Below are 18565 nucleotides of genomic sequence, written 5' to 3' on the forward strand. Positions count from 1 at the left end.
ATGCCAGGGAATATCCGCCACGACGCGCCGCGCCTGGCGGGCGACGTCGGCCCCTCCGTTGTCGTACGGCGTCAGCCCCCGTGTCGTACGGCGTCAGCCGTCGCGTCGTACGAAGACCGGTTTGAGGTGCTTCTCCGGGAGGGCGTACGGGAGTTGCTCCCAGTCCAGGACGTGGGAGACGACCCGGGCCGGGTCGACCTTCCCGGAGCGGGCCAGGGCGAGGGCGTCGGGGATGTGGTCGCGGACGTTGTCACGGGCGACGCGCAGGGTGACGCCGGTGAGGTACATGTCGAGGAGGGGGAGTTCACCGGGGCGGAAGTGGTTGCCCGCCGATTCGCAGATGCCTTCCGGGGCGAGGGACCTGACGGCGAGGGCCAGCTGGTCGACGCGGCCCGTGGCCTCCACCGCGATGTCGAAGCCGTGGTGGACCGGCGGGTCCAGGGTCTCCGCCGTGGCGGCGCCGAAACCCCGGGCGAGCTCGCGGTGCCCGGGGTCCGGGTCGACGTAGAGGACGGTGGAGGCGCCGAGGGCGCGGGCGATGTCGACGACGTAGAGGCCGATGCTGCCACGGGCCACCACCAGGACCCGGGCGCCCGGCCGGTTCCTCAGATGCGGGGCCACCAGGCGCCAGGACAGCGACCAGTTGTCGCTCGCCGAGGCCATCGCCACCGGGTCGAGGTCGGCGGGCAGCGGTACCAGCATGGCGTCCGCGTACGGGACCCGGACCAGGTCGGAGAAGAGACCGCCCCAGGTGCCGCCGATCGGCGCGCCGTACATCGCCATGTGCGGTACGGCCGTGCAGTGGGCGGTGCGGCCGGAACGGCAGTGGTCGCAGCTGCCGCAGTTGATCGACCAGGGGACGACCACCAGGTCGCCGGGGGAGACGGTGGTGACGGAGTCGCCGGTCTCGACGACCCGCGCGACGCATTCGTGGCCCAGTGCGAAGGGCGGGTCGATGCCGAATTGGATGTGCGGCTGCCGCCGCGTAGCGTGACCAGCCAGGATCGCGGTGTCCACGTCGCACGACGTCGCCGCGACGGGGGCGACGACCGCCTCCGTGTCGGAGCGCAGCTTCGGGTCCGGGACCTCGCGCCATTCGACGCTGTTGCGGGCGACGTAGGTCAGTTCACGCATCGGCCCGGCCGCCCTTCGCCGCCAGTGCGACGAGGTCGGCGTATCGGACGACCGAGCCGCCCGCACCCCAGGTGCCGTCCGGCTGCTCGTGGACCAGCACCCACACCCGCAGGGCGTCGGCCGCGGTGAGCCCGGCCGCTTCGAGGACGGTCCGGGTGGCGTCCTCGACCAGCCCGGCCCTGCGGCGCTCGGAGAGGGCGCCCGCGGGGACCGTGACGTCCACGAGGAAGCGGGGGGCGTCGTCCTCGGCGGTGGTCTGGGCGCCGTCCGGCAGTTCGACGAGGTAGCTCCAGGCCTGGGAGCGGAAGAAGGGCGTGTCGGGCGCACCTTCCCAGCGCAGCAGTACGGCGGCCAGGTCGCGTTGCACGGTCCCGCGGCCCGCCTCGGTCAGGGAGCCGGACGGGGCGGTGAGGCGGATCAGGGGCATGGGTCTCCTCCATGGCGAAGCGGCGGTTATGACGGTCGTTATAAACTGCGGTCACGCTAGACTATGACGAGCGTTATAGCCAGAGGGGTGGAAGGGAGCGGGGTCTTGGCCGAGTCCAGTGGCGCGCCGTCGCGCGAGCGCATCGTGGCCGGTGCGGCCGATCTGATCAGCCGGCGCGGGCTGAACGCCACGAGCATCCGCGAGCTGGCCAAGCACGCCAAGGCGCCGCTCGGCTCGACGTACCACTACTTCCCCGACGGCAAGCAGCAGTTGGCGACGGAGGCGGTGCGGTACGCCGGTACGGCCGTCGAGCGGCTGCTGCGCAAGGAACTGGACGCGGGGCCGGTCGCCGGGCTGCGGGCCTTTCTCGGACTGTGGCGGGGGATCGTCGTGGCGAGCGACTTCCGGGCCGGCTGTCCCGTCCTCGCCGTGTCGGTCGAGGAGCCGCCGCCCGGCGACGAACTCCCTCCGGCGATCACGGCCGCGGCAGAGGCGTTCGGGAACTGGGAGGGGCTGCTCGCCGAGTCCCTGCGGAGCCATGGGGCCGCCGACCGGGCCCCCGAACTGGCCACCCTCGTCGTCGCCTCGGTCGAGGGCGCGATCGCGATGTGCCGGGCCCGCCGGGACATGGAGCCGCTGGACCGGGTGGCGCGGCAGCTGGAGACGCTGATCAGCGCCGCGCTGCCCGGCCCGAAGGCCTGACGGCTCCCACCCACCGGGGCACTTGCGGCCGACCGGCCGCGCGGTCGGAACATCCGGCCGACGACGACGCAGCCCGACGACCGCCCCCCGGTGCGACGGGTCGGCCGGGGAACATCCCGGCGGTCGTGTTGCCCCGGGTGCTGTTGAAGGCGCCCCCGGTGTCCGACGCACTCGGCCTCCGCGCCGAACACGACCCCGCGTTCCGCGCGGAGCTGACGCAACGGCACCGGCAGGCGCAGCCGGTACGCACCGGCGACAGGGGCCCGGTCAACGCCGTCGGCGGCGAAGCCCGGACACCTCCTGGTCCCCGCGGAAGCGGTCCGCTCCCTGTCCGAGCCCGGTGATCAGCAGGCCGACGAGCCGGCGTGCGTCGTAGTGAGGATCGTTCTCCGCGCCGATGCACAGGTTGCCCACGCCGCGCATCAGCTCGTAAGCCGTCAGGTCGGAGCGGATCTCACCGGACTCGGTCGCCGCGTCGAGGAGCTCGGTGCAGACGGGGACGAGGCGGTCGAGGAAGTAGGCGTGGAGGGTGTCGAAGCCGGCCTGGTCGGAGTGCAGGGCGGCGGCCAGGCCGTGTTTGGTGACCAGGAAGTCCACGAAGAGGTCGATCCACTGACGCAGGGCGTCATACGGGCTCGGGGCGGCGGCCAGCAGGGCGGGGCCGGCCTCGGCGCAGGCCTCCACCTGGTGGCGGTAGACGGCGATGATCAGGTCGGCGCGGGTCGGGAAGTGCCGGTAGATCGTCGCCGTACCGACGCCCGCCCGGGCCGCGATGTCGCGCACCGGCGCCTCCACGCCCGACGCGACGAACGCCGCCGCGGCCGCTTCCAGCAGGGTCACCTCGTTGCGCCGGGCGTCCGCCCGCCGGGGCCGGGCGGCCGTCTGTTCCTTGTCGTTCATCGCGCGTCCCTCATCCTGCGCCCCTCATCCTGAGCCCCCTCACATCCTGAGCCCCCTTGCCCTGAGCCCTCTCGATCTGCGCCCTCATGCCGGGCCCTTCGCTGTGGGCCCTTCGCTGTGGGCTCGTTCGCCGTGGGCTCCTCCTGCGCCGTCACCCTATCGGGGCGTTGCTAAGCGGGACATCGTTCCGTATCGTCGAAGACGCGAAACGGGACAGTGTCCCGCTTGTGTCGTCTGAGTCGTCTGAGGAGAGAAGCCATGCAGTACCGCACCTTGGGCCGCACCGGAGTGCAGGTCAGCGCCCTCGTCGGCCCGGCACGCTGGATTACCTGCGCTCCCGGCTCACCGCCGCCGACACCGTGTTCTTCGCCGACGTCCTCGACGCGATCGACGAGATCGTCGCCCCCGGAACCGACCTGGCCGCGCACAAGAAGTACGACACCCCGCCCGCTCTGCTCGACCCGGCCCTGCGCCGCCGCTGACGCTCGGAGAGAAGCACGATGACCACCGAACCGATGACCACCGAACCCCGCTTCGGGATCATGACCGCCCCCATGCACGTGTCGTACGACGAGGTCCTGCGGGTCTGGCGGGAGGCGGACGCGATCCCCGAGATCGAGCACGCGTGGCTGTTCGACCACCTCATGCCGATCGGCGGCGATCCCGACGGGCCCGTCCACGAAGGCTGGACGCTGCTCTCCGCCCTGGCCGCCCGGACCCAACGCCTGCGTCTGGGCATCCTGGTGACCAGCAACCGCTTCCGGCCGCCCGCGATGCTCGCCAAGATCGCCACGACCGTCGATGTCGTCTCCGGCGGCCGGCTCGACTTCGGTATCGGTGTCGGCTCACGCCCGCACCCGCCCGAGGCACACCGCGAATACCCGGCCCACGGTCTGCCCTTCAGCACTCCCGCGCAGGCGGTGGAAAGCCTCGCCGAGTCCTGCGTGCTGATCCGCCGGCTGTGGACGGCCACCGAGCCCTTCGACTTCCATGGCACCCACCACCACCTCACCGGAGCGTTCGCCAACCCCAAACCCGTCCAGCGCCCGCATCCACCGATCCTGATCGGCGGCCGCTCCTCGGCGACATTGCGCGTGGTCGCCGAACACGCCGACCTCTGGAACATCGCGGGCGGCGACATCGAGGACTGCGTCCGTCGCAGCGCCCTCCTCGACCGCTACTGCGCGCAGATCGGCCGAGACCCCGCCGAGATCACCCGTTCCATGCACCTCCCCGTCTCCTACGACCACCCGGAGACCACCCGGTCCGCGATCACCCAGGCCCTCGACGCGGGCTTCCGGCACATCGTCCTCGGCCTGCCGGCGCCCTATCCGGACGAGGTGGCGCGATGGGTGGCCCACGAGCTCATAGCCAAGGCGGCCTAGCTGCGGTCATCCGCCTTCGCCGAACCGTGTGATCGCCGTCAGGATCGTCTGCTGCATCGTGGGACTGCCGGTGTGGCCCGAGTCGTCGATCACCTTCAGTTCCGCGTCGGGCCAGGCCTTCGCCAGCTCCCACGGGGTCTTCAGGGGGCTGCCCAGGTCGAGCCGGCCGTGGATCAGCACCCCCGGGATCCCGGCCAGCCGGTGTGCGTCCCGGAGCAGTTGGCCGTCCTCCAGAAAGGCGTCGTGGGCGAAGTAGTGCGCGCAGATGCGCACGAAGGCCATCAGGGAGTCGTCGGGCCGGTCGCTGTAGGCGCCGGGACTGCCCAGTGCCTCATGGGCGATGACGGCGTCCTCCCAGGTGACCCAGGCACGCGCCGCCTCGGCACGGACCGCGTCGTCCGGACCGTTCAGCAGCCTGTTGTAGGCGGCGACGAGATTGCCGTCCCGGTCGGCGGCCGGCAGGAAGTCACGGAAGGCCTCCCAGGGGCCGGGCAGCAGGCGGCCGACACCGCGGTAGAGCCAGTCGGTCTCCTCCGGGCGGGTCATGGTGACACCGGCGATGACGATCTCGGAGACCCGCTCCGGGTGCCGTTCGGCGTAGGCCAGGATCAGTGTCGAGCCCCAGGAGCCGCCGTAGAGCAGCCAGCGCTCGATGCCGAGATGCTCCCGCAGCCGCTCCATGTCGGCGATGAGGTGGCCGGTGGTGTTGTGGGCGAGGCCGACGGCCGGGTCGGAGGTATGCGGCAGGCTCTCACCGCAGCCGCGCTGGTCGAACAGGACGATCCGGTAGACCTCGGGGTCGAACATCCTGCGGCTGTGGCGACGCCCGCCGCTGCCGGGGCCGCCGTGCACGCACAGAGCGGGCTTGCCCTCCGGGTTGCCGCTGGTCTCCCAGTAGATCCGTTCCCCGTCGCCGACATCGAGGAGCCCGTGTGCGTAGGGCTCGATGGGCGGAAACTGCTCGGGCATGGTGACCCCCTCCAGAAGGCGGAGGGAACAGCCTCGCATGGCGAGAATTTTCCAACCCGCCTATTTCGAGCCCGGCTTGGTCCGAAGGCCAGGGAGCCTCCCAGGTGTCCGGGACAGGCACATCCCGGACACCTGGGAGGGAGTGAGTCACCTGGGCGTGGGTGACCCCCGGGTCAGCCGACGCGCAGGGTCAGGGCGGCGGTGTGAAGGGTGCCGCCGGTCTGGAACTGCAGGAACAGACGCCAGTTGCCCGAGGTGGGGAGTTCGGCGTGAAAGGACAGGTCCGGTCCGCCGTGGTCGCCGTCGACCTTGGTGGTGGGGTGGAGATGGGCGAAGGCGGAGTCGCCCTCGTGGAAGGCGGTCAGATGGGCGTAGGTGTCCAGGTAGGGCTGCAGGTCGGTGACGGGCTTGCCGTCCTTGGTGATGCGGACGGTCAGCGGGTGCGCCATGCCGGCCATGGGCTCGCCCTTCACGGTGACGGTGTAGCCGTCGACCGTGGTGCTGTTCGTCGCGGCGGGCAGCGGCGTACGGGTGACCGTGCCGGGGACGGTGACGGTCCGGCTCAGCACGAAGTCCTTGCCCTTGCCGCTCCCGCTGTCGGGAGTGAACGAGGTGAACATCCGCCAGGAGCCGGCCGTCAGGGCGGACAGGTCGGCGGTCCAGGTGCCGTCGGAGGCCATGGTGGGGTGGATGTGCTGGAAGCCGGTGAGGTCGGAGCGGACGGCGTAGAAGTGCATCCGCTTGGTCTGGTCGAGCGCGAACCCGGTCACCGGCTTGTCGTCGGGACCGTCGACGGTGAACCGGTAGGCGGCCGGCCGACCGGCCTTCAGGGTGCTGTCGGGGCTGGTGAGGCGGTAGCCGGCCACGGCGTCGGCCAGGCCGTTGCCGCCGGCCTCGGTGCCGCCCATGCCGGGCATGCCGGCCATCGCGTCGCTCGTCGGGGAGGCCGACGACGACATCGAGCCGTGGTTCATGCCGGGCATGGCGGAGCCGCTGGAGTCGTTCGAGGAGCCGCAGGCGGCGAGCGTCAGGGAGAGGACGGCCGCGGTGCCGGCCGCCATGAGGGCGCGACGGCGGACGGTGGGACGGACAGGGAGGAACATGCCGGTGAGGTCTTTCCGGGTGGCGCACCACACCGGTGGTGCGCGGATGAGCAGGACACGGTGACCGGCGCACAGCCCGAACGGGCGTGTTCCGGTGCGGTTCCTGTCACGTCCGCGCGACGCACACCTGGAGGAGAAGACCCCGACCGCCAGGTGGTCCGCGTCGCCCGGTCCCGCCGGGGTTCCAGGCGCGGCGAAGTGCCCAGGCCGCGAGAGCGGCGAAGACGAAGAGAGCGGCGAGCGGGGCCGCGGGCAGCGGGATCTTGTTCTGGGCGTGGGTGGCGAGGCAGAGGTTGCCGTGTCCGGCCATACCGTCCATGGACTGGATCGCCACGGTGTCCGTGCGAACCTGCGTGACCTCGACCGTCGCCGTCATCGGGGAGCCGTGCTCCGTATGCCGCACGACAGGGGTGGAGCCCACCTCGCCGTGGCACCCGCCGGCGACCGTGGCCGGAGAGCCGTGCATCAGGAACAGGCCGAACAGGACCGCGCACAGCGCGAGCAGCCGGGCGCCGCCCGGGCCGCGCATACGCTCGAAGCCCGCCATGGCCTGTCCTCCGTTCGGCTGCCCGAAGTCGTGATCCGTAGGCTACGACCATACCCGGCGGGGGTACCCACCGCCCCCGGAATCCGCACAGCTTTCAGGGAGAAACCTCACAGCCTCCGGCTCCATGGCGGCCCTGGCCGGTGGCGATGACCGCCCCGACCACGGACTCAGTGCTCCGCGTGCCCGCCATGCCCGGAGTGCCCGCCGTGCCCACCGTGTTCGGAGTGCCCGGAGTGCTCCTCGTCCCCGGAGCGCTCGCCGTGCTTGTCGTGCTCGCCGTGCTCGGAGGAATCAGGTGTCCCGCCCATCATCCGGAGCATCGCCGGGCCTCCGGTGCGCAGGAAGCGTACGACGAGGGCCGCGGCGAGCAGCAGGAAGGCGATGTTGAGCCAGGTCGTGTAGTTCCAGCTGATGCCCTCCTCCGGGATCGTCGCGTCGGCCTGGTCGGGGATGAGGCCGAGGCCGCCGAAGGTGAACTCGACGACGTAGCCGGCGACGGCCATCGCGGCGTAGAAGGTGAGGAGCAGGAAGACGGCGGTCCGTGCCCCGTAGTACTTCCGGTAGATGTTCAGGATGGGGAGGATCAGCAGGTCCGCGAAGATGAACGCGATCACGCCGCCGAAACTGATGCCGCCCTTCCAGAGGACGACGGCGAGGGGCACGTTGCCGATGGAGCAGACGAAGCTCGCGATCGCCACCAGTGGGCCGATGAGCGGTCCGACCGCCTTCGCCGCGGCCGGATGGCCGGCCAGGAAGAACGACTGCCAGAACTCGTCCGGTACCCAGGCGGCGATCGCGCCCGCGATCAGCAGCCCGGCCACCAGGTCGCGCAGGATCGCCGCCCACTCCATGACGAAGATGTGCGAAACGGAGGTGAAGCCGTCACGGGAGAGCAGCCGTCGTACGAAACCGCCCTCGCCGCGCACGGACATGTCCATCGCCGCGTGCCCCTCCATGGACCCGGCGAGCCCCCGGTCGGCCTGCTCCCGCGCCTGCCGCAGCAGCCGCTCGCGCAGCAGGAGCCGGAACAGCACGGCGAGTACGACGATCATGATCGGGCCGCCGACGAACTCCGCGGCGGTGAACTGCCAGCCCATCAACAGGGCGAGGATCACGCCGAGTTCGATGACGAGGTTGGTCGAGGCGATCTCGAACGCCATCGCCGCCGTGAAGTTCGCGCCCTTGCGGAACAGGGAGCGCGCGAGGGCGACGGCCGCGTAGGAACAGGACGAGGAGGCCGCGCCGAGTCCGGCGGCGAGGGTGAGGGTCCGTGGCCGGTCGTCCCCGAGCAGCCGTACGACCGTCGCCCTGCGCACCACCGCCTGCACCACGGCCGACAGCGTGAACCCGAGCACAAGGGCCCAGGTGATCTCCCAGGTCATCGAGCCGGCGATGGACAGCGCGTGTCCGATGGCATGCATGGGCAAAGTCTGCCGCCGGGGCGGGTGTCACGCATGGACTTCGCAATCGTGGCCCTACCCGGGTGCGACCCCCGGCTCGTGGCCCACGGCGCGTGGGAACCCCTAGTGGGCGCCCACGGCCGTCAGTAGGACGTGGAGGTCGTGGGTGGCCTCGGCGGTGGCGAGGGTTGCCGCCGCCAGGACGGCTGCGGTGAGGGAGGTGAGGGTGGGGTGGCGGCGCAACGGCGGGGCGAGCAGGGCGGCGACCCGGCGTGGTACCGGGCCGGCCTTGGCGAGCGGGCCGCGCCGGCCCAGGAAGCCCAGGATGCCGAGTGCCGCCGCGCCCGTCCGTGTCGCGCCCGGGGTGCGGTGGGCGGCGAGGGCGACCTTGCCGACGGTGCGGGCGACCCGTCGGCGGTCGCCGGTCGAGGCGGCCGCGTTCTCGTCGGCCCAGCGCTCGATGGTGTAGGTGACGCCCCTCGCCAGGGGGCGCAGCAGCGGGTTGGCGGCGGCGCCGAGTTGGGCCAGGGCGACGAACGCGTAGTGGTGGGCGGTCAGATGGGCGCGTTCATGGGCGAGCAGGATCCCGTGCTCGGTCTCGTCGAGGGTGTGCAGCATGCCGGTGGAGACGACGATCCGACCGGGCAGGCCGGGCAGCGCGTAGGCGTCGGGGGCGTCGTCCTCGGTCACCACCAGGCCGTCGCGCGCCGGCATGCAGGCCGCGTCGACGGCGGCGCCGGCCAGTGTGCGGGCCCGGCGCCACAGCATGCGGGCGGCGGCGACGACCGCGCCGCCGAGCAGCAGCCCCGCGAGGAGGGAGACGGACAGCTCGGTCGGGTCGACGCGCTGGGCGGAGGTCGCCGACCAGTGGCCGAGGGCGGCGAGCTGCGGGACGCCGATCAGTCCGGTGGCCGCCAGCAGGCCGAGGGAGATCGTGGTGGCGGTGCCCAGCACCAGGGACGAGGCGGTGAGCAGCCAGGTCGCCAGGCGGGGTTCGCAGCGTTCGGAGACCGGCCGGGCACCGAGCGGGGCCAGCACCGCGAGCAGGAACGGTATGTAGACGGCGATACGCATCCGGAGGGTCCTCGCTCCCGCTCTACTGCTGGGGGCCGAGGAGCTGGCGCAGCAGGTCGGCGTCCGTGTCGGAGAGTCCGTCGGCGAAGCGGGCGAGCACGGCCTCGCGGTCGGGCCGCTCCTCCAGGACGGTGCGCATCCGGCGGGCGGCGAAGCCGGCGTCGTCGGTGACGGGGGCGTAGGCGTAGGCGCGGCCCCGCGGGGTGCGGGTGAGCAGCCCTTTGGTGTGCATCCGGGTGAGGATCGTCACCACGCTGTTGTACGTCAGCCCGTCGGTGAGCCGTTCTGTCACGTCCCCGGGGGTGAGCGCCCGGCCGGCGTGCTGGAGGATGCCCAGGATCTCGGCCTCGCGGACGCCGTTGGCCCGTTTCGGGCCGCGTGCCTGTACGTCGTCTGCCATGGGGTTTGTCGTACTCCCAACCACCGTCTACAGTCACGTAGACCTTTTACGTGCGTGTAAAAGATACTCCGCTCCCCGAGTCTGCCATTGGACCGCCCATGAGTGCTATCAGCATCGGCCAGGCCGCCGTCCTCGGAGTCGTCGAGGGGGTGACCGAGTTCCTGCCGGTGTCCTCCACCGGGCATCTGAAGATCACCGAGGGACTGATGAAGATCCCGGTCGACGACCCGTCCGTCGTCGGCTTCACCGCGGTCATCCAGGTCGGCGCCATCGCCGCCGTGCTCGTGTACTTCTTCAAGGACATCAAGCGGATCGTCACCGCCTGGGGCCGTGGCCTGACCGACAAGGAGGAGCGCCACCACCACGACTACAAGTTCGCCTGGTGGGTCATCTACGCCACCATCCCGATCGTCGTGGTCGGCCTCGCCGCCAAGAAGCTCGTCGAGGGGCCGCTGGGTTCGCTGTGGGTGGTGGCCGGTTCGCTGATAGTCGGCTCCGGTGTGATGTGGGCCGCCGACCAGATGGGCCGCCACAAGCGCGGTGAGGACGACACCACCTTCAAGGACGCGATGCTGGTGGGAAGTGCGCAGATCCTGGCCCTGCTCTTCCCGGGCTTCTCCCGCTCCGGCGCCACCATGTCCACCGCGCTCATCCTCGACCTGGACCGCGTCGCCGCCACCCGCCTCTCCTTCTTCCTCGGCATCCCGGCCCTGACCGGCGCCGGCCTGTACGAACTGAAGGACGCGGTGGGCGCCGGGGTCGGGGCCGTACCGCTGGCCGTGGGCACGGCCGTCTCCTTCGTGGTCGCCTACGCCTCCATCGCCTGGCTGCTGAAGTTCGTGGCCAAGCACTCCTTCAACGCCTTCGTGATCTACCGGATCGTCATCGGGGCGGGACTGCTCGGCCTGCTGGCGACAGGCGTGCTCAACGCATAGCGATACAGAGAGAAATGTAACGATTGCTACATTCGCCCATGTGATGGAGAACGACGACTGGCCGGGCCGCCGGCTCGCGCTCCCGCTCAAGGCAGCCTCGGAGCGGTCCCGGCGAGGCTACCCGGAGCGGGTGTCCACGCCCCAGCCCCAGCACCAGCACCAGGACCAGGCTCCGGCGGGCACCCCATGACGCCCATGACGCCCGTGACCCCCGTGACCACGACCCGACCGGCGCCGGCCCGGCAGATGTGGCCGCTGTACGCGGCGGGCTTCACCACCGCCTTCGGCGCGCACGGCATCGCCGCCAACCTCGGCGGCCACGGCACGGGCGCGGTCACGTCCCTGCTGGTGCTGGGCGGGCTGCTCGCCCTCTACGACGGCGCCGAGGTCCTGCTGAAGCCGGTGTTCGGCACCCTCGCCGACCGGATCGGAGCGCGTCCCGTCCTGCTCGGCGGCCTGGTCGCCTTCGCCGCCGCCTCCGCGCTGTACGTCGTCGCCGACCGCCCCGGCTGGCTGTGGGCCGCCCGTCTCGGCCAGGGCGCGGCCGCCTCCGCCTTCTCCCCGTCCGCCTCCGCCCTTGTCGCCCGGCTCAATCCGGCCGCCAAGCACGGCCGGGCCTTCGGGAGTTACGGCTTCTACAAGTCCGTCGGCTACACCCTCGGCCCGCTGCTCGGCGGGGTCCTGGTGTGGGCCGGGGGACTGCGGCTGCTCTTCGCGGTCCTCGCGGTGCTCGGTGTGGCGGTCGCGGTGTGGGCCGCGGTCGCCGTGCCCGTCGTACCGCCGCTGCCCAAGGCCAGGCAGACGGTCCTCGACCTCGCCCGGCGGCTGGCCGACCCGGCCTTCCTCTCCCCGACGGCCGCGCTGGCCGCCGCCACCGCGGCGCTGTCGGTCGGGGTCGGCTTCCTGCCCGTCTCCGGCCGTACGGCGGGGCTCGGCACGGTCGCCACCGGTGCCGCGGTGTCGTTGCTCGCCGCGAGCGCCGCGCTGGTCCAGCCGCGTGCCGGACGCGCGCTGGACGACGGACGCCTGACGACCCGCACCGGCCTCACCGCCGGACTGCTGTTCACCGCGGCCGGTCTGGCCTGCGCCATGCTGCCCGGTCTGGCCGGCATCCTCGCCGCCGCCGTCCTGACCGGCGCCGGCACCGGTCTGATCACCCCTCTCGGCTTCGCGGCCCTGGCCTCGGCGACCCCGCCGGAACGCCTCGGCCAGACCATGGGCGCCGCCGAGCTCGGCCGTGAACTCGGCGACGCGGGCGGCCCGTTGCTGGTCGCGGGCGTCGCGACCGCCACCACACTCACGCACGGCTACGCGGCCCTCGCCGTGCTCATCGCCGCCGGCCCGCTCCTCGGGCTGCTGCGCCGCCGCAGGGTGCCGGCCCAGGAGAGCAGCGGAGGTCACCCGGTCGGCTGAGCCGTCCGGCGCTCGTTCCGCCAGGACGCCGCGGCCGCGAGCTGCACCAGCAGGCCGCCGAGCACGAGCCCGAAGGCCCGGAAGGTGCTGGCGTCCTTGAACTCACCTGCGAAGTCAGCGGACTTGGCGGTGGGTCTGGCGGGGGAATCGCCCGGGGACGGGCTGGCGGGAGCGGTCGCGGGACGGATGATCCCGCAGTCGGATGAACCCACCCCTCCGCTTCAGCGGGCGGGCGGACGGCGCACCGGATCGCCGAACACGTACTGTCCGCCCAGCAGTTCCGCCGCCCGGTGCTGTGTGTGGGCCGCCGCCAGCCGGGCCTCCGCGACGACGTCACCGCGTTCACGCACCAGGTCCTCGTAGATGGGCAGTCGGCCGGGTTCGGTGGTGTCCGGTGCCACTGTCGCTCCTCCGTGTCAGGCCGTCGGACCGTCAGGCCCGGTTGAGACGGGCGGCGATTCCGTGACCGATCAGCAAATACAGAACCGCGGGAAGCCCGTAATTGAGAATGACCCGCAATCCTTCTGTGTCCATCGTGAAAATGTCCTGTGACCACCAGGCGAGCCAGTCCGCCGTGCCATGCACGAACTTCACGAATATGTTCACCCGATTCGCGTCGAGCAGATACAGCAGGATCCACAGACCCAGCAGGCCGGCGGCGGTGTCGACGATGGTGCAGACCGTCAGTGCGGCCCGACGGCCGCTGTCCTGGCGGTGAATATGAATCGGGTCTGTGTTGCTCACGGCAATTCCGTTCTGTCGGCGAACCGGGTGTCTCTCCTTCTCGGACTTTCTGCGTACGGCGGCAGCGTCCGCGTTACACCTCGATTCCCGCTGCCCTGTTTATGCCCGCCTATTCGCGCACTTGCCGAAATGTTCGGCCGGGGCGGTACATGGAGGGTGGCGGGCCGGCGGCAGCCGCCCGGCGACGGTCGCCGGGGCCCATGTGCAACCGTTTCCGGGCAAAAGCCGAGCCTGCGGCCGTGCGGTCCGTCGAACCGTCCCACGACCTTGCCGGGTCGCCACCCCGGTGCTTCCATCCGGGTGGAAGTACGGCGCGGTCAACGCCTCCCAGGGCGTCGACCCCACCTTCGTCGGCGACATCATGGGCGACTGGCGCGAGGAGGCGGTCTACACCGACGCGGCCTACGACCAGTTGATCATCTTCACCACGGACCAGCCGACGAGCGCGAGCACACGGCTGTACACGCTCGCCCGGAACCCGGCCTACCGGAACGGCATGACGTTCAAGGGCTATATGCAGTCCTACGCCCCCGACTACTTCCTCGGCGCCGGCATGAGCACCCCGCCCGGGCCGAACATCACGTACGCGCCCTGGGGCCCGGCGCGCCGGGCAACAGGAGCATCTCCCACCCGCGGGGCGGTGAGGTGCTCCGGTCCTCGTACTCGGACCGGTCTGAGTATCCGCACTCTGTCCGGCCGCACCCGTCCGCCGGGACCCTGACGGCATGGGATTTCAGAAACCCGTTCTTCGGGCGGTCGTGCCGGCGTTGGTGCCGGCCGGGGTGTCGGTGGTGGCCTGGGCCGCCTGGCTGGGGTGGGACCAGCAGTACGACGTGGCGCCGGACGGCTCGGTCAGCGGGCCGTACGCGGTGTGGCAGATCGCCGGGCTGGTCGTGACCGCGCTGGTCGCGGTCTGTTTCACGGTGGTCCGCGGGCACAGCGCGGCCGCTGTGGCCGGTACGACCGCCGGGCTGACCGTCGCCGCCTGCGCCGACTGGTCGGACGACGCCAGCGGGCTGTTCATGGTCGGGGTGGCGCTGGTGATGGTGGGGAGCTTCGTCGCCAGCGCTGTCGTGGCCGCCGTGATCGACACGCTGCGGCCGGACCGGCCGCTCGCTCACTGAGTCAGGTGGGCAGGGGCTGTTCCGCCCAGATGGTCTTGCCGGTGGGTGTCTGGCGGCTGCCCCAGCGTTCCGAGATCTGGGCCACCAGGAGCAGGCCCCGGCCGCCCTCGTCGTAGACACGGGCCCGGCGCAGATGGGGGGCCGTGCTGCTGCCGTCGGAGACCTCGCAGATGAGGGAGGCGTCGCGGATGAGGCGCAGGGAGATGGGGCCGTCGCCGTAGCGGACGGCGTTCGTGACCAGCTCGCTGACGATCAGTTCCGTGGCGAAGACCGCGTCCGTCAGGCCCCAGGCCTCCAGCTGGTGGCACGCCATCTTGCGGGCCCCGGCGACCGCGGCCGGGTGCCGGGGGAGCTGCCAGGTGCGGACCTGCGAGGCGTCGAGGGCGGACGTGCGCGCGAGCAGAAGGGCGATGTCGTCGGCCGGCCGGCCGGTGAGGACCGTGCGCAGCACCTGGTCGCACATCTCCTCCAGGGGGGTGGGCGGGCCCCCGAGGGCTTGGCGGAGCAGGCCCAGGCCCACCTCGATGTCGTGGTCCGCCGTCTCCACCAGGCCGTCCGTGTAGAGGGCGAGCAGACTGCCCTCCGGCAGTTCCACCTCCGCGGACTCGAAGGGGAGGCCGCCGAGGCCGAGGGGCGGGCCGGCCGGGAGGTCGAGGAAGCGGACCTCGCCGTCGGGGGTGACCAGGGCGGGCGGCGGATGGCCGGCGCGGGCCATCGCACAGCGGCGGGTCACCGGGTCGTAGATGGCGTAGAGGCAGGTCGCGCCCACTTCGCCGGACGGTTCCAGCACCGGGCCGCGCTCCTCCGGGCCCTCCTCCCGGTCGAGTCGGATGACCAGGTCGTCCAGTTGGGTGAGCAGCTCGTCGGGGGCCAGGTCGACGTCCGCCAGTGTCCGTACCGCCGTGCGGAGGCGGCCCATCGTCGCCGAGGCGTGGATGCCGTGGCCGACGACGTCCCCGACGACCAGGGCGACCCGGGCTCCGGACAGCGGGATCACGTCGAACCAGTCGCCCCCGACCTCCCCGCCGGAACCGGTGGGCAGGTAGCGGTAGGCCACCTCGGTCGCCGCCAGGCCGGGTGGACGGCCCGGCAGGAGACTGCGCTGGAGGGCCAGGGCGGTGCGGCGCTCACGGGTGTAGCGGCGGGCGTTGTCCACACTGACCGCGGCCCTGGCGACGATCTCCTCCGCGAGCCGCTGGTCGTCCTCGCTGAACGACTCGGGCGTGTGGTGCCTGAGGAAGTGCACCAGGCCGAGGGTGACGCCACGGGCGCGCAACGGCACCAGCATCACCGCGTGGATCATGTGCCGGGCGACGGAGTCGGCACGGGCCTGGGTGGCGGTGATCCACTCCCGCATCCCGGGGTCGCCCGGGGTGTGCCGGGCGGCCCGGCCGGCCGCCAGGGCCCGCTGGGGCGGTGTGCCGAACGGGTAGAGGACGGGGTCGCCGGGGGCGGACACCGCCTCCGGGCAGCCCGCCAGGATCGACCGCTGTGCCGTACGGCTCACGGTGACCGGCTGGTCCGGCGGTATCGGTCGCGGCTCGTCTCCCAGGACGACGGACTCCAGGAGGTCGACGGTGACATAGTCCGCGAACCCGCCGACGGCCACCTCGGCGAGCTCCTCGGCGGTCCGGACCACGTCCAGGGTGGTGCCGATGCGCATGCTGGCGTCGTTGAGGACGGCCAGGTGGCGGCGGGCCCAGTACTGCTCCGTGGTGTCGAAGACGACCGCGGACAGGCCCTGCACCGCGCCGGTCTCGTCCCTCAGCGGCGAGAAGTACATCGACCAGGAGTGCTCCCGGGTCTCACCGGGCGCCTTGCCGTGCTGCTCGTGGAAGACCCTCTCCCCGGTCCGCAGGACCTGCCGCTGGAGGCGGTCGTACTCGTCGAAGGGCGGGTTGGGCTCGATCTCCGGCAGGGTCAGACCCCGCATCTCCTCCACGGGCAGGCCCATGATCTGGGTCATGACCTCGTTGGCGGCCACGAACCGGCCCTCGCGGTCGTAGATCGCCACCGGCATGGGCAGCTGGGCGAGGGTGAGGTCCCACAGGGCCGCCGCCCCGGGCTGGCCACGCCCGGACAGGGGCGCCTGTGCGGCCCCGGTCACCAGCCAGAGCGACCCGCCGCAGGCGTCGGCCAGCGGGATCCCCTGCAGCTGTACGACGACCCGGTCGCCGTTGCGGTGCCGCAGCGCCACCTCGCTGGACCACCGGTGCCCGTCGGCCAGGTGGCGGCGGGCGGAGGCGGGCAGGTCCGTGGCGAGCAGGGTCCGGACGGGGCGGCCGACGACCTCGGCGGGCTCGTAGCCGAGCAGCCGCCGGGCACCGGCACTCCACACCAGGATCGCCCCGCCGGTGTCGACGACGACCGCCAGGTCCTCCGGTACGCGTCCCTGCATGGTGCCTCCGCCTGTCCGGCTACCCGCACCCGCTTCCCAGGATCCCGCCCCGCCCCGCCCCGCTCAACCGGCGGACGGGGAGCGGCACGCGGAGCGCACCGCTCAGGACTTCGCCGAGGGGGTCTGCCTGATGCCGTCCACGACGGTGCGCTCGATGACGGCGTTGGTGAAGAGGATGGTGCCGGGCGGGATCAGGCCGCCGTCCTCGCTGTCCTTGCGGACCTGGACCGTGCGCACGCCGAGGAACACATGGGTCTTCTTGTCGAAGATCCACTCGTCGCGCTCCCCGCTGGTCTCGTCGAGCCGGGCCACCGCGACACCGTGCCGGCCCGCGGCGTCGGTCGCGTCGTCGACCACGACGACACCGGGGATCTTCTCGGCGGCCTTGAACAGCGCCGGGTACAGCTCCGCCGGCGGGTAGCTCTCGACGAGCAGGTCGCCGATGGTGGTGAACGCCTCCTGGTCGGGGGAGTTCCCCTGGCCCTTCGTCTCCGCGTAGATCTTGGTCAGCAGCTTGTCGGGGTCGGTGGTGAGCTTGGTGAGGTAGTCGTACGACGGGCCGTTCAGGGTCGGCTTCGGGGTGTTGCCCCGCTCGTCGGGGAGGGACAGGGTCTCGCCCGCGGGGTTGTCGTCGGAGGCCGGGTCGATCAGCCAGCCCTTGGTGCCGTCCGGGGACATCCAGGTCTGCCGGGTGTGCAGCGGGTGGCCGGCCAGGGAGGTCCCGGAGTCGGTGTTGCTGACGTAGGAGTCGGCCGTCTCCGACTTGATGTAGATGTACTGGCCGGGCTGGACGTCCGGGCGGGAGGACGAGGACCTGGCGGCAGCCAGTGAGATCTGGTCGAGCAGCTGGGGCACGCCCTTGGCGGACGCCGCGCCGACGGTGGTGGTGAGGGCCGGGCCGGAGTCCCGCACCCCGTTGCCGTCGCCGGACAGGGCCACTGCGGTGACGGCGACGACCGCCGCCGCCAGCGTCGCCGCCGTCAGGGGCAGGGTGATCGCCGGCCGGAGGAACCGGCGGCGGGGACGCTCCTGCGCGGGGGCCGCCGCCGTGTGCTCCGCCTGCTGCAGGTCGTGGATCTGGGCCATCAGTCGCTCCTTGTGGAACTGGTGGCGGCCCGGCGGCAGGTCCCGCGCCGTAGCGGACAGCAGCTCGGCGCTGCCGTCCTCCTCGGCCGGGTGGTTCCGGGAGGTGTTCGCGGTCATCGTTTTCCTTCCTGTGCGGGCCGGATCACGTTGGTGTGATCACCTCTTGTCTGTCGGGGGAGGCCGGTGCCTTCCCGATGACCGCGAACTTTTTTCGGCGGTGCGCTGTCGGCCGGCGGCGCACCGGTGAGGTCCCGCAGCTTTCTGCGGGCGCGGGAGAGCCGGGAGGCGACCGTGCCGACGGGGATGCCGAGCGCCTCCGCCGCGGCCTCGTAGTCCAGGCCCTCGCCCAGGCAGAGCGTGACGACCTCGCGCTCCGGTCTGCGCAGCCCGGCGAGGGCGGTGAGGGCCGTGGCGAGGCGGTGCCGGCCGTCGATGCGGTCGGCCACCTCGTCCGCGTGGTCGGGCACCGACAGCTCGGCGGCCGCGGCGGCGTTCACGGCGGCCCGGTAGCGCCTGTTGCTCCGGTACTGGTTGCGGGCGGTGTTGGTGGCGATGCCCAGCAGCCACGGCCGGAGCGAACCGCCCTCGGGGTCGACCCGTTCGCGCAGCCGCCACGCCTCCAGGAAGGTGGCCGCCATCACGTCCTCGGCGACCGACCAGTCGGCGGTGAGCCGGAAGGCGTGGTTGTAGACGGCGTTGGCGTAACTGTCGAACAGCTCGGCGAACGCGCTCGGATCCCCGGCCCGCACCCGGGTACGCATATGTGTGCTCACGTCAATGAGCTGTCCGGCACCCCACACCGGCTTCCAGTGACTTGGGTCACG

General features: G+C 72.0%; 22 protein-coding genes and 1 pseudogene. 8 read left to right on the plus strand and 15 right to left on the minus strand.

The annotated features are described in order from the left end of the window. Positions 1-93 precede the first annotated feature (93 nt). The gene (locus tag ACIRR9_RS04390) at positions 94-1134 is read right to left on the minus strand and encodes a zinc-binding dehydrogenase (protein WP_403747407.1); all 1041 of its coding nucleotides are present in this window, start codon (positions 1132-1134) and stop codon (positions 94-96) included. Beyond that, complete coding sequence (locus tag ACIRR9_RS04395; RefSeq protein WP_403747410.1) at positions 1127-1561, minus strand: 4-oxalocrotonate tautomerase family protein; 435 nt, start codon at positions 1559-1561, stop codon at positions 1127-1129. The genes ACIRR9_RS04390 and ACIRR9_RS04395 overlap by 8 nt, the downstream gene beginning before the upstream one ends. A gap of 63 nt (positions 1562-1624) precedes the next feature. Between ACIRR9_RS04395 and ACIRR9_RS04400 the strand changes: the two genes are divergently transcribed. Continuing rightward, on the plus strand, positions 1625-2263 hold the full coding sequence (locus ACIRR9_RS04400) for a TetR/AcrR family transcriptional regulator (RefSeq protein ID WP_403747411.1): 639 nt from the start codon (positions 1625-1627) through the stop codon (positions 2261-2263). A 267-nt stretch (positions 2264-2530) separates the two neighbouring features. Here the strand turns inward: ACIRR9_RS04400 and ACIRR9_RS04405 are convergent, their stop codons facing one another. Next, positions 2531-3163, minus strand: a complete 633-nt coding sequence (locus tag ACIRR9_RS04405; protein ID WP_403747413.1) for a TetR/AcrR family transcriptional regulator — start codon at positions 3161-3163, stop codon at positions 2531-2533. Positions 3164-3474: 311 nt separating this feature from the next. Here ACIRR9_RS04405 and ACIRR9_RS04410 point away from each other — a divergent pair. Both ACIRR9_RS04410 and ACIRR9_RS04415 read left to right on the plus strand, forming a co-directional pair. Next, positions 3475-3645, plus strand: a pseudogene (locus ACIRR9_RS04410) (aldo/keto reductase); the annotation flags it as partial. A gap of 18 nt (positions 3646-3663) precedes the next feature. Continuing rightward, complete coding sequence (locus ACIRR9_RS04415) at positions 3664-4548, plus strand: LLM class flavin-dependent oxidoreductase (RefSeq protein WP_403747414.1); 885 nt, start codon at positions 3664-3666, stop codon at positions 4546-4548. A 6-nt stretch (positions 4549-4554) separates the two neighbouring features. Here the strand turns inward: ACIRR9_RS04415 and pip are convergent, their stop codons facing one another. The 6 genes from pip to ACIRR9_RS04445 all read right to left on the minus strand — a co-directional run bounded on the left by pip (position 4555) and on the right by ACIRR9_RS04445 (position 10041). Then, a complete protein-coding gene (gene pip, locus ACIRR9_RS04420) occupies positions 4555-5517 on the minus strand; it encodes a prolyl aminopeptidase (protein ID WP_403747417.1) in 963 nt (320 codons plus the stop codon). 173 nt (positions 5518-5690) lie between these two features. Next, positions 5691-6620, minus strand: coding sequence for a hypothetical protein (locus ACIRR9_RS04425; protein WP_403747419.1), 930 nt, complete (start codon positions 6618-6620; stop codon positions 5691-5693). A 106-nt stretch (positions 6621-6726) separates the two neighbouring features. Continuing rightward, the gene (locus tag ACIRR9_RS04430) at positions 6727-7167 is read right to left on the minus strand and encodes a hypothetical protein (RefSeq protein ID WP_403747422.1); all 441 of its coding nucleotides are present in this window, start codon (positions 7165-7167) and stop codon (positions 6727-6729) included. 167 nt (positions 7168-7334) lie between these two features. Continuing rightward, positions 7335-8588 carry a permease gene (locus tag ACIRR9_RS04435; RefSeq protein ID WP_403747424.1) on the minus strand — a complete coding sequence of 418 codons (1254 nt, stop codon included), beginning with the start codon at positions 8586-8588 and terminating at the stop codon, positions 7335-7337. Between the two features lie 102 nt (positions 8589-8690). Further along, entirely contained in the window at positions 8691-9641 is a 951-nt protein-coding gene (locus tag ACIRR9_RS04440; RefSeq protein WP_403747426.1) for a M56 family metallopeptidase, read from the minus strand. A gap of 22 nt (positions 9642-9663) precedes the next feature. Next, positions 9664-10041, minus strand: coding sequence for a BlaI/MecI/CopY family transcriptional regulator (locus tag ACIRR9_RS04445; protein ID WP_403747428.1), 378 nt, complete (start codon positions 10039-10041; stop codon positions 9664-9666). A gap of 98 nt (positions 10042-10139) precedes the next feature. Between ACIRR9_RS04445 and ACIRR9_RS04450 the strand changes: the two genes are divergently transcribed. The 3 genes from ACIRR9_RS04450 to ACIRR9_RS04460 are packed head-to-tail and all read left to right on the plus strand — an operon-like array spanning position 10140 to position 12389. After that, a complete protein-coding gene (locus ACIRR9_RS04450; RefSeq protein ID WP_365337666.1) occupies positions 10140-10976 on the plus strand; it encodes an undecaprenyl-diphosphate phosphatase in 837 nt (278 codons plus the stop codon). Positions 10977-11016: 40 nt separating this feature from the next. Next, complete coding sequence (locus ACIRR9_RS04455; protein ID WP_403747430.1) at positions 11017-11166, plus strand: hypothetical protein; 150 nt, start codon at positions 11017-11019, stop codon at positions 11164-11166. A gap of 56 nt (positions 11167-11222) precedes the next feature. After that, a complete protein-coding gene (locus ACIRR9_RS04460; RefSeq protein ID WP_403748160.1) occupies positions 11223-12389 on the plus strand; it encodes an MFS transporter in 1167 nt (388 codons plus the stop codon). Here ACIRR9_RS04460 and ACIRR9_RS04465 read toward each other — a convergent pair. From ACIRR9_RS04465 to ACIRR9_RS04475, 3 genes are read right to left on the minus strand one after another with little or no spacing between them, the layout of a single operon-like run. Further along, entirely contained in the window at positions 12374-12601 is a 228-nt protein-coding gene (locus tag ACIRR9_RS04465) for a hypothetical protein (protein WP_403747433.1), read from the minus strand. The genes ACIRR9_RS04460 and ACIRR9_RS04465 overlap by 16 nt on opposite strands. 9 nt (positions 12602-12610) lie before the next feature. After that, entirely contained in the window at positions 12611-12790 is a 180-nt protein-coding gene (locus ACIRR9_RS04470; RefSeq protein WP_403747435.1) for a hypothetical protein, read from the minus strand. A gap of 31 nt (positions 12791-12821) precedes the next feature. Continuing rightward, positions 12822-13133, minus strand: a complete 312-nt coding sequence (locus ACIRR9_RS04475; RefSeq protein ID WP_403747437.1) for a hypothetical protein — start codon at positions 13131-13133, stop codon at positions 12822-12824. A 286-nt stretch (positions 13134-13419) separates the two neighbouring features. On the opposite strand from ACIRR9_RS04475, the gene ACIRR9_RS04480 reads away from it, so the two are divergent. After that, positions 13420-13854: a hypothetical protein gene (locus tag ACIRR9_RS04480; RefSeq protein WP_403747439.1), complete on the plus strand. Its 435-nt coding sequence runs from the start codon at positions 13420-13422 to the stop codon at positions 13852-13854. Positions 13855-13858: 4 nt separating this feature from the next. Then, entirely contained in the window at positions 13859-14257 is a 399-nt protein-coding gene (locus ACIRR9_RS04485) for a hypothetical protein (protein WP_403747441.1), read from the plus strand. Between the two features lies 1 nt (position 14258). Here ACIRR9_RS04485 and ACIRR9_RS04490 read toward each other — a convergent pair whose 3' ends face one another. The 3 genes from ACIRR9_RS04490 to ACIRR9_RS04500 form a co-directional block, all read right to left on the minus strand. Further along, positions 14259-16655, minus strand: coding sequence for a SpoIIE family protein phosphatase (locus ACIRR9_RS04490; protein WP_403747444.1), 2397 nt, complete (start codon positions 16653-16655; stop codon positions 14259-14261). Positions 16656-16757: 102 nt separating this feature from the next. Further along, complete coding sequence (locus ACIRR9_RS04495; protein ID WP_403747446.1) at positions 16758-17858, minus strand: CU044_5270 family protein; 1101 nt, start codon at positions 17856-17858, stop codon at positions 16758-16760. Then, entirely contained in the window at positions 17855-18502 is a 648-nt protein-coding gene (locus tag ACIRR9_RS04500) for an RNA polymerase sigma factor (RefSeq protein ID WP_403748161.1), read from the minus strand. Before ACIRR9_RS04500 ends, ACIRR9_RS04495 begins: the two co-directional genes overlap by 4 nt. Between the last annotated feature and the right edge of the window lie 63 nt (positions 18503-18565).

The organism is Streptomyces sp. NPDC101234, assembly GCF_044767525.1.
In the GTDB taxonomy this organism is placed as follows: domain Bacteria; phylum Actinomycetota; class Actinomycetes; order Streptomycetales; family Streptomycetaceae; genus Streptomyces; species Streptomyces sasae.

Excerpts from the sequence above, each read along its gene's own strand:
- ACIRR9_RS04435 (WP_403747424.1), bottom strand. The coding sequence starts at position 8,588 with ATGCATGCCATCGGACACGCGCTGTCCATCGCCGGCTCGATGACCTGG.
- ACIRR9_RS04390 (WP_403747407.1), bottom strand. The coding sequence starts at position 1,134 with ATGCGTGAACTGACCTACGTCGCCCGCAACAGCGTCGAATGGCGCGAG.
- ACIRR9_RS04405 (WP_403747413.1), bottom strand. The coding sequence starts at position 3,163 with ATGAACGACAAGGAACAGACGGCCGCCCGGCCCCGGCGGGCGGACGCC.
- ACIRR9_RS04485 (WP_403747441.1), top strand. The coding sequence starts at position 13,859 with ATGGGATTTCAGAAACCCGTTCTTCGGGCGGTCGTGCCGGCGTTGGTG.
- pip (WP_403747417.1), bottom strand. The coding sequence starts at position 5,517 with ATGCCCGAGCAGTTTCCGCCCATCGAGCCCTACGCACACGGGCTCCTC.
- ACIRR9_RS04400 (WP_403747411.1), top strand. The coding sequence starts at position 1,625 with ATGACGAGCGTTATAGCCAGAGGGGTGGAAGGGAGCGGGGTCTTGGCC.
- ACIRR9_RS04490 (WP_403747444.1), bottom strand. The coding sequence starts at position 16,655 with ATGCAGGGACGCGTACCGGAGGACCTGGCGGTCGTCGTCGACACCGGC.
- ACIRR9_RS04460 (WP_403748160.1), top strand. The coding sequence starts at position 11,223 with ATGTGGCCGCTGTACGCGGCGGGCTTCACCACCGCCTTCGGCGCGCAC.
- ACIRR9_RS04395 (WP_403747410.1), bottom strand. The coding sequence starts at position 1,561 with ATGCCCCTGATCCGCCTCACCGCCCCGTCCGGCTCCCTGACCGAGGCG.
- ACIRR9_RS04500 (WP_403748161.1), bottom strand. The coding sequence starts at position 18,502 with ATGCGTACCCGGGTGCGGGCCGGGGATCCGAGCGCGTTCGCCGAGCTG.
- ACIRR9_RS04450 (WP_365337666.1), top strand. The coding sequence starts at position 10,140 with ATGAGTGCTATCAGCATCGGCCAGGCCGCCGTCCTCGGAGTCGTCGAG.
- ACIRR9_RS04440 (WP_403747426.1), bottom strand. The coding sequence starts at position 9,641 with ATGCGTATCGCCGTCTACATACCGTTCCTGCTCGCGGTGCTGGCCCCG.
- ACIRR9_RS04425 (WP_403747419.1), bottom strand. The coding sequence starts at position 6,620 with ATGTTCCTCCCTGTCCGTCCCACCGTCCGCCGTCGCGCCCTCATGGCG.
- ACIRR9_RS04445 (WP_403747428.1), bottom strand. The coding sequence starts at position 10,041 with ATGGCAGACGACGTACAGGCACGCGGCCCGAAACGGGCCAACGGCGTC.
- ACIRR9_RS04415 (WP_403747414.1), top strand. The coding sequence starts at position 3,664 with ATGACCACCGAACCGATGACCACCGAACCCCGCTTCGGGATCATGACC.
- ACIRR9_RS04430 (WP_403747422.1), bottom strand. The coding sequence starts at position 7,167 with ATGGCGGGCTTCGAGCGTATGCGCGGCCCGGGCGGCGCCCGGCTGCTC.
- ACIRR9_RS04495 (WP_403747446.1), bottom strand. The coding sequence starts at position 17,858 with ATGACCGCGAACACCTCCCGGAACCACCCGGCCGAGGAGGACGGCAGC.